At 55.7% G+C, this 11,620-nt stretch carries 12 protein-coding genes and 1 tRNA gene; 3 read left to right on the top strand and 10 right to left on the bottom strand.

Features of this window, described 5'->3' with window-relative positions; genetic code table 11:
- Nucleotides 1-83: 83 nt before the first annotated feature.
- On the bottom strand, nt 84-686 hold the full coding sequence (locus GWA01_RS11475; RefSeq protein WP_146798134.1) for a histidine phosphatase family protein: 603 nt from the start codon (nt 684-686) through the stop codon (nt 84-86).
- Between the two features lie 25 nt (nt 687-711).
- A complete protein-coding gene (locus tag GWA01_RS11470) occupies nt 712-1,644 on the bottom strand; it encodes a ribose-phosphate pyrophosphokinase (protein ID WP_146798132.1) in 933 nt (310 codons plus the stop codon).
- A gap of 182 nt (nt 1,645-1,826) precedes the next feature.
- On the opposite strand from GWA01_RS11470, the gene GWA01_RS11465 reads away from it, so the two are divergent.
- Nucleotides 1,827-2,849, top strand: coding sequence for a glycosyltransferase family 61 protein (locus GWA01_RS11465; RefSeq protein WP_146798130.1), 1,023 nt, complete (start codon nt 1,827-1,829; stop codon nt 2,847-2,849).
- Between the two features lie 160 nt (nt 2,850-3,009).
- Here GWA01_RS11465 and GWA01_RS11460 read toward each other — a convergent pair.
- From GWA01_RS11460 to GWA01_RS11435, 6 genes are all read right to left on the bottom strand, one after another.
- Nucleotides 3,010-3,085 (bottom strand) — tRNA-Phe (locus GWA01_RS11460).
- Between the two features lie 63 nt (nt 3,086-3,148).
- Nucleotides 3,149-3,325 (bottom strand): DNA gyrase inhibitor YacG, encoded by a 177-nt coding sequence (locus GWA01_RS11455; protein WP_146798128.1) that lies wholly within the window; start codon nt 3,323-3,325, stop codon nt 3,149-3,151.
- The gene (locus GWA01_RS11450; RefSeq protein ID WP_146798126.1) at nt 3,322-4,365 is read right to left on the bottom strand and encodes a ribonuclease E/G; all 1,044 of its coding nucleotides are present in this window, start codon (nt 4,363-4,365) and stop codon (nt 3,322-3,324) included. Before GWA01_RS11450 ends, GWA01_RS11455 begins: the two co-directional genes overlap by 4 nt.
- Nucleotides 4,362-5,000, bottom strand: a complete 639-nt coding sequence (locus tag GWA01_RS11445; protein WP_146798124.1) for a Maf family protein — start codon at nt 4,998-5,000, stop codon at nt 4,362-4,364. The genes GWA01_RS11450 and GWA01_RS11445 overlap by 4 nt, the downstream gene beginning before the upstream one ends.
- A gap of 16 nt (nt 5,001-5,016) precedes the next feature.
- The gene (infA, locus tag GWA01_RS11440) at nt 5,017-5,235 is read right to left on the bottom strand and encodes a translation initiation factor IF-1 (RefSeq protein ID WP_007282896.1); all 219 of its coding nucleotides are present in this window, start codon (nt 5,233-5,235) and stop codon (nt 5,017-5,019) included.
- A gap of 204 nt (nt 5,236-5,439) precedes the next feature.
- A complete protein-coding gene (locus tag GWA01_RS11435; RefSeq protein WP_146798122.1) occupies nt 5,440-6,090 on the bottom strand; it encodes a DNA-3-methyladenine glycosylase family protein in 651 nt (216 codons plus the stop codon).
- Between the two features lie 199 nt (nt 6,091-6,289).
- On the opposite strand from GWA01_RS11435, the gene GWA01_RS11430 reads away from it, so the two are divergent.
- Nucleotides 6,290-7,414, top strand: coding sequence for an energy transducer TonB (locus GWA01_RS11430; protein WP_146798120.1), 1,125 nt, complete (start codon nt 6,290-6,292; stop codon nt 7,412-7,414).
- A gap of 87 nt (nt 7,415-7,501) precedes the next feature.
- A complete protein-coding gene (locus tag GWA01_RS11425) occupies nt 7,502-8,419 on the top strand; it encodes a hypothetical protein (protein ID WP_146798117.1) in 918 nt (305 codons plus the stop codon).
- A gap of 418 nt (nt 8,420-8,837) precedes the next feature.
- Here GWA01_RS11425 and GWA01_RS11420 read toward each other — a convergent pair whose 3' ends face one another.
- Both GWA01_RS11420 and GWA01_RS11415 read right to left on the bottom strand, forming a co-directional pair.
- A complete protein-coding gene (locus GWA01_RS11420; protein WP_228118599.1) occupies nt 8,838-9,590 on the bottom strand; it encodes a copper resistance protein B in 753 nt (250 codons plus the stop codon).
- 17 nt (nt 9,591-9,607) lie between these two features.
- Entirely contained in the window at nt 9,608-11,377 is a 1,770-nt protein-coding gene (locus tag GWA01_RS11415; protein ID WP_146798113.1) for a copper resistance system multicopper oxidase, read from the bottom strand.
- Between the last annotated feature and the right edge of the window lie 243 nt (nt 11,378-11,620).

The raw sequence follows: 11,620 nt of genomic DNA, 5'->3' as shown, positions 1-11,620 counted from the left end.
CGCCCCTTCTTCACAAGAGGGGAGAACAGAACAGAATGAATTTATACCACCGGAACCCCGTACATTATCCGCGAGAAAGAATATCAGGCGCCTGTAATATTATGAATCTCGATTTCCCACCCTTCTGGTGATGGCTTAAGGTGCATCGGTGTAGCGTTGGCCAGCCTGACATTCACCGGCAGTCCCATTCCTGAGCGCAGACCACGAAACAGCGCCCCATGTGCCACGAACAATGGCACGCCATCGCGCTTCAGTTCACGATTGATCGCAGTCACCGCACGGGCGCGAAGCTCGGCAAAGGGTTCTGCCCCTTCAGGCGTCATGCCATCTTCAATCCAGGGGTCATACCATGTGCCCATGGGCTCGCCTTCCTGAACACCAAAGCAGACCTCCTGCAGTTCAGGGTCAATCGTGAGCGGAAGATCAGGACCACCACCATCGCGAATGGCATCCCTTGCATACTCTGCCGTGACGAGAGCACGAGTCAGGGGGGAGGCCACGATACGGTCAAACGGCGCATGACCATTCTGGAAAAATGCCGCCAGTGCTGCGCCCGCACGCGCGGCCTGTGCCAGGCCAGTGCTGTTGAGCGGTATATCCGTCCGCCCCTGCGAGAGCCCCCTTGCGTTCCAGTCCGTTTCACCATGACGGAGATACCAGTAAGGCTTGGCAATGATCTTCGGCATGATGCGCTCCTGAATCGGTAAGAAATCAGTCAAACAATGAGGAAACCGAGCTTTCATCCGCCACCGCACTCATGGCGCGCGCCAGAAGGTTGGCCGTCGTGATCTGCCGGATGTTCGGGGCCTCAAGAAGGGCTTCCGTGGCTGGGATGCTGTCTGTCAGGGTCAGCATGTTCAAAGGACTGTTTTTCACGCGCTCACACGCATTGCCAGTCAGAACACCGTGAGTGACATAAGCCTCCACACCCTGTGCACCACGGCTCATCAAAGCACTTGCGGCATTACACAGGGACCCGCCACTGTCGATAATATCATCCACCAGTACACAATACCGGCCTTCGACATCGCCAATCACGTTCATAACCTCTGAGACACCCGCACGCTCGCGACGCTTGTCGATGATCGCCAGATCCAGGTTCAGACGCTGAGCGAGCTGACGGGCACGGACCACGCCACCCACATCCGGAGAAACAATCATCAGTTCCCGGTCCGGAAGGCGCGTCTTCAGATCACGCACAAAGAGCGGTGCCGCGTACAGGTTGTCCGTGGGAATATCAAAGAAACCCTGAATCTGCATGGCGTGCAGATCCATGGTCAGGATGCGGTTCGCACCCGCTTCCGTCAGCAGGTTTGCCACCAGCTTGGCGCTGATGGGGGTACGTGGGCCAGATTTACGATCCTGACGCGCATAGCCAAAATACGGCATGACCGCTGTCACACGCTTGGCCGAGCCACGGCGAAGCGCATCGAGCATGACCAGAAGCTCCATGAGATGATCATTGGTCGGCATACAGGTGCTCTGGATGACGAATACGTCTTCTCCGCGCACGTTTTCCTGAATTTCAACGAACACTTCGCCGTCAGAGAAACGCTTGACGACTGTCTTGCATAAAGGCAGTCGAAGCTCGTTCGCGACCGCGCGAGCAAGGGGCAGGTTACTGTTGCAGGCAACGATCTTCATCGGGCGGACTCATACGCTGGCGGAGAAGGATGGGCGCCTTCTAACAGGGGGAACACACCCTGTCATCCGCCGTTTACAGTGTCTTCGGGGTTGATGCTCCCTGCGATGCAGGCGAAACACACATGGTACCAGCGGGTGCGCACCAAGGCGGCTAAAATCCACGCCACCAGAAAGAGACGATCATGGGTCTGAAAGAATGTACGGGTTTTGTTGGACGCAGACTGCTGATCAACGATCTTCCCAGCAGGCGCATGGCCCGGAATGCAATCTTCATTCCCCCTGCAAACGGCCCTTACTGGGGACTGTTCGAACCCTCGGGCCGCAGCGTTGCGGAAGCAATGATCTTTGCGGGCAACGGTTCAGGAAAGCTGCACAATCCCCTTGGATCTACTGACTGCCCGGAACTGCCCAGTTGTCCGACGCTCAGCGACGATTATGATTATATTTATATGGGACATATAGACCCCCATTATGGGCATTTTCTGGTAGGAGCTGTGGGCCGGTTATGGGCCCTCCCCGCCTATGAGCGCGATCGTCTGCGGATTGTCTTCAGCTGCCATTTGAGTGTGCAGGAATTGATGGCACGTGATTACTTTCGAGTTATCATGACTGCTCTTGGCCTTACCGAGAAAAACTTCCTGCGAATCTCAACTCCAGTCCGTTTCCGTCGGATAGATGTTGCAAGCGTTCCGTTCGAAGAACTTTCGCTTGTGCACACTATTTACGCAGACCTGATGCACGCCATTGGAAGGCAGATCATTCCTGAAGGCGGCCAACCACTTCCTGCCCGAGCAATTTATATGTCCAAGGAGCGTCTGCGAAACGGCAATGTTCGCGTGGATAATGAAAGTGCATTCACTGCGGCTTTGCGTGAACGGGGCGTTGGAATTGTCTATCCGGAAGAAATGGGCTTCCGAGATCAGATCAAACTATGGGCATCAAATCCGACAGTCATCGGGTTTAGTGGAGCATCCCTGCACACGAGCATTTTCTTTCCAGAGCGACGCGTCATCACTCTGGCACACGGCCCGGACATTTGGGCGAACCAGTGCCTGATAGACATGGCCAACAACAACGATGCTCAATATCTCTATGATGCAAATGGCCTTGAGCATATTGGCGCTGGAAATGGCTTCAATATGAATTATCGCATCCGCAATCCTGAACAGCTTGCCAGCGAGCTTGCTGAATATGCACTTTCCTGATGGGCCCATCGCCCAATCTGACAAAGCATTCCTTACGAAAGAATGCTTTGTCCAAAATCAGGCAGGTTCATTCCAGCAAGAGATAACTTTATCAAAGCTACACACCTGGAAACCCAAGGCAGCCTGACAAAACAGCAATTTCAAAGGGAAAATTCTGAAGTGGTGCCCAAGACCGGGATCGAACCAGTGACACTGCGATTTTCAGTCGCATGCTCTACCAACTGAGCTACTTGGGCACCGAAGCTACAGGACGTATCGCCTGTTGCGGAAACGGGGTGTAGCGTATGCGGAGGTTGGGATCAACCCTTCCCGTCAGGATATTCTTCCATATCTTCGTCATTATCCTGACGAAAGGACGGAACACGGTAATTACCGTTGAACCAGCGCCCCAAATCCACGTCCGCGCAGCGCTGTGAACAGAAAGGCCTGAACGCCTCTTCGGTAGGGCGTTTGCAGATCGGACATGTTCCACTCATGACAGGCTCCAGCTTGCAGGGGGGGCATCAGGATTCAGGATAAGCTCCACTGGCTGCCCATGACGGGAAACAAAATCTTCCATAGCGACAGGGTCGGCTTCCAGCGCGCGGATGATGGCAATAGACCCGGTTAATGTAGCACCCTTCCTGTTTTCCTGAAGAATTCTGCGCAGGGCAGCAAGGGCAATGCCATGCGCAGAAGAAAGAAGCTCGTGCAACGGAGGGCGGCGGCGCAGGCGCGTCAACTCCAGCAACCCAGACGGGGTAGCCCCCAAAATCTCGGTCCGCAAAGGATCCTGTATGAACGCCTGCTGAAGGAAACTGACCAGCGCCGGGCGCTTGCGGGTTTTAACGCCCGCTGGGTCCACAAGGATGGTACCAGAGAGATTACGCAGGCGGATCTGGCGGGCCAGTTCAGGAAAGCTCTCGATGTTTGTTTTGAAATCGGGACTTTTGGCGCTGTCCATGTCGATCGCCACGAGTGCGGGTGTTGGAAAGATACTGGCCGTCAGGGCTCCAAGTTCAACCTCAGATGCGCCGAGTCCCTGAAAATCGGCTTCCAACGTGGCATCAAAAGCCTGCAGGCTTCTTTGCAGACGCGGACGCAAAGACACGGGAAGCAGCGCGGCCATTGCGGCGTCATCAATGATGATCGCAGCATCTGGATAGCGTGTCGCAAGCTCTTCAAGTGGGGTAGGACCTCGACGCAAAAGGGCCGGTGCCGTGTAAGGCTCTGTCGGCATGTCGGCACGCTTCAGGCGAAGACCTTTACCGTTTTGCGCACTTCGGACGACACGGGCGCCAACAAGAGAACCTTGCGTCAGCGCATCACGCGTGGAGAGAAAACCGCCTATACCGTCTGCGAGAGTGACGAAAGCCCCGCCGAGAGCTGGCGCGGGCGCCTGAACACGCACGACGTGCCAGTCATCGAGTCCATCCGCCAGCCCCGGGCGCCAGATGGCTGCGTCCAGAAGTGTGTCATGGTCGGTGACGACTATCCGCACTTCACCTGGAGAGCAGGCAGCGCGGATTTCAATCACGCGATCCAGCCTCCCTCACGACGGATCTGCCCCCGCAGAAGCTGCGCTGTCTCAAAGAGTGGGAGACCCACGACAGCAGAATAGCTACCCCCGATCTGACGTATATGCGCGGCAGCAGCCCCCTGAATGGCATAGCCACCAGCTTTGCCACGCCAGTCTCCCTGTGCGATCAGGGCATCGATATGATCGTTGGTCAGGCGTGCAAAGATCACAGTACTTTCGACGACACGCTCGCTCGAACGACCAGCTTCCCACGCTTTGGTGGGACGCAGAACGACAGTCGTGATCACCTTGTGCCGGCGACCCGACAGAAGCGTCAGGCAACGCCGGGCTGTCGCTTCGTCTTCTGCCTTGGGCAGAATGCGACGGCCAACGGCGACAACCGTATCCGCACCGAGCACAAGAGCGGGGTCGGCGCGCAAGTTCGCAACGTGATCGGCCTTGGCGCGTGCCAGGCGCTCCGAAAGGGGGCGCGGCATTTCACCCGGGCGCGGTTCCTCGTCCACATCCGCGCTGACGACTGCGTCAGGCACGATTCCAATCTGGCTCAGAAGGTCCAGACGGCGTGGGGAAGCCGAAGCCAGCACTAGGGCAGGACGCGCCTGCGTTCCGGTACGCGCAGTGTCGGAAGCCATCAGGGCAGCGACCGTCTTACTTGAAGCGGAAGGTGATGCGGCCCTTGGAAAGGTCGTATGGTGTCATCTCAACGTTCACGCGGTCACCTGCCAGAACGCGGATACGGTTCTTGCGCATCTTGCCGCTCGTGTGAGCCAGAATGGTATGCTCATTGTCGAGGGTCACGCGGAACATCGCGTTGGGCAGCAGTTCCATCACGGTGCCGGTGAACTCGATCAGATCTTCTTTTGACATGTAAATCCTTGAAGCAGGTGCTTGGTGGTCATCTGCGTGAAGCAGCGGCCCCGGATTCAGGGCCGGAAAAATCCAGTCCCGCTATGTGCGGACTGTCGCCCTGAACGTCAAGCTTGATGCTGGTTTTCAGGCAGGTTTTGCCTGTTTCTGGCAATATATTGGCCCGATCGGAGTCTGGAAACAGGGTCAGGGGCCAAAAAGCCTTCAACCCGTCAAAGGATTGGGGGCTCCTTTCTTGCCTTCTTCGGACGCTCTCCAGCAGTACCACGCAAGCGCAGAACGCCAGGGGGAGAAGGATTCCGTGGCCAGCCGCAGCACTTTAGGCGTGGGGGCGACATCCAGTCCCTTGATGCGCTTCCAGCCCGCGCGGACACCGAAATCGTCTATCGGCATCACATCCGGCCTGTCGAGCGTGAACATCAGAAGCATTTCGACCGTCCAGCGGCCAATTCCACGCAGTGTGATGAGACGGGCGATCAGTTCTTCGTCACTGAGATCTGCAGCTTCCAGTCGGCTGGGTACGATACCGTCGAGCCTGGCCTGAGCAACACCACGCATCGCTGTCAGTTTAGCTGCAGAAAGACCGCATCCGCGCAGGACATCCTCCGAAAGGGAAAGCAGATGCCCCGGTGTGGGAGGGGGGCCATCAATTTCTCCAGTTTCACCAAGAGCACAAACGCGCCCGAAGATTTTACGCGCAGCGACACCATGCAACTGCTGCCCTGTGATGGCACGTAGAAGTGCGTCATAAGGCTCCTGCCCATCATTGCCGCGAAGGCGGCACGGGCCTATCCGCTCCATTGCCGCCGCAATATCGGAATCCTTTGCAAGACAGGCAACAAGATCAGCGGACATGGTGTTTGTTTCCCTTTGTGACTTCCGTTACGGTTTGCGCCTTCCGTGATCCGGACATTGCTGCCATGATACCGGAACCACATGTCCACTCCCAGACCCGGATACCAAGCCCGCCCGATGACAACCCGGCCCGTCCTGGTACAAATGGTCCGGCGATGACGCGCCACCACAGTACCCTCCTCAGCCAGGGTAAAACCCCATGATGCGCAACGACTCTGCTGTCGGGGGCAAGGCCGCGCGTCTGGAGCCAAGACTTTTTGTTGTTCGCCCGAAAGAGCCAGACGTGGCGCGCGCTGCGCCTGCTGGTAGCCGGGGGCGGTTGCGAGATTATGTTCCAGCAGCGACGGCGGTAAAACCCGTCCTGACTCCCATGATGCGGCCGCAGACGGTGGTCGAGCCCGGACCTGCGATTCCGTTTGTCATCTCGGCCGGTTTGCACATTGCGATTCTGGCGATGCTGCTTGCGTCTCACCACGGCGCGCATGGATCTCCATCCGGCGCCGAGCAGCCGCAGGTGGAAATGGTGTTCGACGCGCCACCTTCCAAAAGCAGCATGCAGGGCCCTCGCGCCCATGAAGAGGGGGGTGCACCGCCACCGCCTTCCACATCAACGCCCGAGCAGAAAACGCCTGACCAACAGGAACAGAAAACAGAGGAGCAGCAATCAGCACCCACCCCTGCTGTTCCAACACCAGAAACGCCATCCACCCCTCCTGTTGCAGAAGACCCTTCAGGCGAACTTGCAAAAACAGACCCTGTACCTGCCCCAGTGACGCCAGGAGCAGCACCGAGCCAGCGATCACAGCATACGGCATCTCACCGCCATGCCTCCCCCCATCGCGCAGCACGCTCTGACAAAAGCAATCCATTTGCGCATCCAATGGATCTGTCGTTCGGGGATCAGCCATCACCCTATCGTCATCGTCGAGGACGCGCTGCCGGATCTGGCGGCCCGATCGACATGTCTCTTGGCCCTCTGAGCATGAACGGCGCGATCAACGCCCCATATCAGACACGCAACAGCGTCAAGGGTGTGAGCGAAGATTACGGTGGAGAGATTGATCGCTGGATCCGGTCACACATGTATTATCCCGAAGAAGCTGCCCGTGCAGGCGAAGATGGTCCTTCTTCAGTGCATGTGGTGCTGGATCGTTCAGGGCATGTGAAGTCCGTGCGTCTGACGGGACAGTCCGGCTCTTACTCGCTGGATGCGGCCACGTCCGGCATGTTCCAGGGTGCGCATCTTCCACCCGTGCCACCTGACATGAAGGGTGACCACTTCGATATCGACGTGACGATCAATTACATTCTGATCCACCACTAAGCGGGGGCAGCGGGCTTCGACAAGACTGGCCCGTTCCCTTACAGTTCCGGCTTTCTGCAGACCCGCTCCACAGTTCCCGGACCTCTGATGCGCCGTATCCTGCCTGCCCTGCTCCCCCTCTGCCTTGCTGGCTGCTTTTCCATGCCACACCCTTTCGCTGACCCAGGGTCACAGGCAAGACATCTGGCCATGGCCAATCTCCCTCCGGCCCGGCTTGCCGTTCCGACACCAGCCGACTCCCTGCTGCCGGATGCGGCGACCCATCTCTGGGCCCAGGACACCGCGCAGGCCCTGCTTGCGGAATCAGTTCCCGCTATTGCGCAGCCGCGTAAGCCCGGGGACTGGTGGCTGAAACTTTCGGCCAAAACACAGTCAGGGTCTGTAGTCCCGCACTACGTGGTGATGACGCCAGACGGGAAAGCCCGTGCCGAAGGAGATGGGCAGCCTGTTGATATGGCGCTCTGGAGTTCAGGCGACCCTGCCACTGTGAATGCAGCGGCAGTTCAGGAAGGTCCCCAGATTGCACAGCTTCTGACTGGCATCCAGGCAGATATGATGCAGCAGGACCCTCACAGCCTGATGCATCGCGCCGCACACATCTACTTTGCAGGCGTAACGGGGGCACCGGGAGACGGGAATATTTCCCTTGCGCGCGCTTTCTATGTCGCCTTGCCTGACAACACCAATTCCGTACAGACAACCCCGAAAGGCGCTGACTTTACGGTGCGCACCTCCGTGAAGATTACGAACGGACCTGCTGGCACAACAGGGCATCCGCAGCAGCATATTGAAATTGTGTGGCACGTACTGGCAGCGGACGGAAAAGAGGCAGGTGCCGCGACACAGATTCACGACATTGCCGCGCATTCCCTGGATCATGAATGGGGCGAAGTTGCTGCCGCCGCGAGTGAGGAGGCTGCGGGGGGCGTGCGTACTATCGTCACCAATTATTCTGGCCGGGAACATACGCCGTTGCCAGACAAAGCTTCGAATCCGAAAAAATAATCAGAACAATATGTAACTTACTATTTCTTGTTTCTCAGTAGCCTTCCCTATCTGAAGAGAAGGCTACTGACATGAAGCTCTATTACGGCCGAGCTTAACGATCCAACGTAGTGTCTGGAGGCATAGTGGCAGCCATATTGGCCATACTGCTGTTCATGCTCGCGCATTCAGCAAGCTGCTGCTTCATTCTTGGTGGCAGAGACCTGCCATTTTTCCGCTCCTTATCCAGTCTTTCACACAGTTCCATTTTCTGCGTCATTGTGAGCTTCGCCATCGACGCATCCCCTTGCACTGAGCTATTTTTCTGATGCGGTGATGCAGTTACTGGGGATGCCCAAGCCTCAGCAAACATCAGAGGAAAAAGGCACAGGATCAAATATCTCATAAATGATATCCTTCTTGTTTTACGTAGAAATTTTCAGAACCAGCCGCGAATTCCAAAGGTGAAGCGTGTGCTCCCGCTCCGTTCGCCCTGTCCCTGAACAATGTGGCGCGCCTGGCCAATTTGACCCGCATAAGTCACCGCGACATAAGGCGCGAATTTACGCCAGATTTCGTAACGAAGCCTCAGACCAGCATCGATATCGGACAGACCAGACCCAACCTGTCGGGCTGCATCTGATTTCGTATAAAAATTGAGTTCCGCCTGCGGTTGAAGAATTAGTCGGTTTGTCAGCAAAAAATCATATGATCCCTCCAGACGCCCGGCAAAGCGTCCGCGATCGCTGACATAACCAGTGGCCTGAAGTTCAAACTGGTAGAGCGCAAGACCCTGTATACCAAACGCTCCCCATGTTCGTTCCGGACCGTCGTCAAGGTCAGCGCGAACACCACCCTGCAAATTAAAATAGGTGGATATTGCATGGCTGTAGAGCAGCTCCTGCTGTCCATCTCCCATTTTTCCACCAGAGACAGTGCCCTCGGAGCGTATCCAGACCCGATCATAATCGGTGCCGTACCAGGCTTCTCCATCCCATCGAAAATCCGATTTTCCAGGAGAATATCTCCCCTCGAATTCATCAAGAATACCATGAAAATACGTAGCCTGATCCATAATGGGCGCCGTATTACCAATATAAATAACTGGTTCGGAGGGCGCATCTGCAGCATGATAATGAATTTCCTGCCCTTCCGCAGCGAATACGCTGAATGGAAAACAGAGCGGCATCATGAAAAATAATGCTCTTTTCATGATACGATAATCGTTCGAAACATACCGCTATCCATATGGTACATTAAATGACAATGGTATGCCCACATCCCCGGTGTGTCTGCTGTCACCAGATAGCTAAGTTTTGACCCAGGCTGGGAAATGATCGTGTGCTTGTAGGGTTGATAAGCGCCCTGACCATTTTCGAGTTCACTCCACAATCCATGAAGATGGATAGGATGTTCCATCATCGTATCATTTATAAGGATAAACCGAACACGCTCTCCAAGCTTAAGGCGTATGGGGCCCGCCTCTGAAAACTTGCGTCCGTTAAACCCCCAAATATAACGTTCCATATTTCCAGTCAGGTGCATGATAATTTCATGCGATGGTGGCCGCATGTCTGCACCCGGGCGCGTTGCACGCAACTGACGATAATTCAGAACACGCCTGCCTGTATTTTCAAGACCATCGCCTGGGCTGCCCGTGCGATCAACCGGCATCATGGCAACGTTCTGGTTTTCGACGTTGAGTGGAGGCGGGCCCGGATCATCACGCTTAAGAGGGGGCATTTTCATACTGCCCATTCCCTTCATCGACATGCCCGACATTTGCATGCCGCTCATATCTCCAGCCATGTTCATGCTGCCCATGCTATCGTTGGGCTTCATGTGTGACATGCCCATATCAATCATTGTGCGAACGGGTCTGGGGTCCATAGGAGGAATCGCGGCAGACATTCCTGAATGTGGCGCTAGAGTGCCTCGTGCATAGCCGGTCCGGTCTTCACTCTGCGCGAAAATAGTATATGCGCGCTCGTCTTTTGGTTGGACAATGACGTCATAAGTTTCCGCAACACCTATGCGAAATTCATCGACAGATATGGGCTCCACATCATTTCCATCGGCTTGCACCACCTGCATTTCCAGCCCGGGAATGCGAATATCAAAAAAAGTCATCGTAGATGCATTAATGAAACGCAGACGGATGCGTTCATTTGGCCTGAACAGCCCCGTCCAGTTCGTATCTGGGGCGTGACCATTCACGAGATAGCTGAAAATTACCCCGCTGACGTCTGAAATATCCGTTGCAGACATTCGCATTTTTGACCATGCGAGACGATCCTTGAGCGCAGCTATCCCGCTTCCTGCCTGTTTTGCTTCCCTTGGAAAGGATGCCGCCGTGCGTTGCCGAAACGTATAATAATCATCCTGCATCTTGAGATTGCTAAGGATGTCCATCGGATCAACATCCGTCCACTCAGAAAGTAGGACCACGTAATCGCGTTCACAGGGAGTCGGGTCCGGGGTGCGGGGATCAATGACAATTGCGCCATACAACCCCTGAGCCTCCTGCATTCCGGAATGCCCATGATACCAATATGTCCCGCTTTGATGCAGGCGAAAGCGATAGGTAAACGTCTCTCCAGGCGCGATACCTGCAAAACTCAGGCCAGGCACACCATCCATGTTGCTGGGCACACGAATGCCATGCCAATGGATTGACGTAGATTCACTCAAATCATTGGTCACATTTATGGAGACCGTATCTCCCTGTTTCCAACGCAGTATCGGTCCAGGCACTGTGCCGCCAACGCTCGGGGCATCAAGGCACTTCCCATCAATTTCAATGCGCGTGCGACCCACACGCAGATTATGATTTGCCGAAGACGTTGCAGGAAGACTTCCCATAGGCTGAGTGAATGCGTGAGCGTTAGCTGGGAGCCCGCCAAGCAGACCCCCCGCGCCCAACCCCGTCACAAACCGACGTCTCGTCAAACCGCACGAAGAGCGGGACGAAATAGACATGATAAATTCCGATAATTAAGGAGCAGTTCTCATTTCCAGAAGGAATTGATCAGCAAGCGCCCTTCTGAGAAGGGTCTCAGGCTATCTGCTGCCTTGGCGGTCGCCTTGGAGGTAGACCGTCTACACTCACGACATTTCGCGAATATACTATATTATAGGAAAGCATTCCGAAGAGCTGTGCCTGATTCCAGCGCATGGATATTGTCGGCGCCACGTCGGACGAAGTGCTTTGCACATGGCAGC

It is taken from the genome of Gluconobacter wancherniae NBRC 103581 (genome assembly GCF_007988885.1).
Taxonomy (GTDB): Bacteria; Pseudomonadota; Alphaproteobacteria; order Acetobacterales; family Acetobacteraceae; genus Gluconobacter; species Gluconobacter wancherniae.
Note: the sequence above shows the minus strand (reverse complement) of the source record. Positions and strands in the feature narration are given on the sequence as shown.

Excerpts from the sequence above, each read along its gene's own strand:
- infA (WP_007282896.1), bottom strand. The coding sequence starts at position 5,235 with ATGTCAAAAGAAGATCTGATCGAGTTCACCGGCACCGTGATGGAACTG.
- GWA01_RS11415 (WP_146798113.1), bottom strand. The coding sequence starts at position 11,377 with ATGTCTATTTCGTCCCGCTCTTCGTGCGGTTTGACGAGACGTCGGTTT.
- GWA01_RS11455 (WP_146798128.1), bottom strand. The coding sequence starts at position 3,325 with ATGAGTGGAACATGTCCGATCTGCAAACGCCCTACCGAAGAGGCGTTC.
- GWA01_RS11475 (WP_146798134.1), bottom strand. The coding sequence starts at position 686 with ATGCCGAAGATCATTGCCAAGCCTTACTGGTATCTCCGTCATGGTGAA.
- GWA01_RS11470 (WP_146798132.1), bottom strand. The coding sequence starts at position 1,644 with ATGAAGATCGTTGCCTGCAACAGTAACCTGCCCCTTGCTCGCGCGGTC.
- GWA01_RS11420 (WP_228118599.1), bottom strand. The coding sequence starts at position 9,590 with ATGATGCCGCTCTGTTTTCCATTCAGCGTATTCGCTGCGGAAGGGCAG.
- GWA01_RS11435 (WP_146798122.1), bottom strand. The coding sequence starts at position 6,090 with ATGTCCGCTGATCTTGTTGCCTGTCTTGCAAAGGATTCCGATATTGCG.
- GWA01_RS11445 (WP_146798124.1), bottom strand. The coding sequence starts at position 5,000 with ATGGCTTCCGACACTGCGCGTACCGGAACGCAGGCGCGTCCTGCCCTA.
- GWA01_RS11430 (WP_146798120.1), top strand. The coding sequence starts at position 6,290 with ATGATGCGCAACGACTCTGCTGTCGGGGGCAAGGCCGCGCGTCTGGAG.
- GWA01_RS11425 (WP_146798117.1), top strand. The coding sequence starts at position 7,502 with ATGCGCCGTATCCTGCCTGCCCTGCTCCCCCTCTGCCTTGCTGGCTGC.
- GWA01_RS11465 (WP_146798130.1), top strand. The coding sequence starts at position 1,827 with ATGGGTCTGAAAGAATGTACGGGTTTTGTTGGACGCAGACTGCTGATC.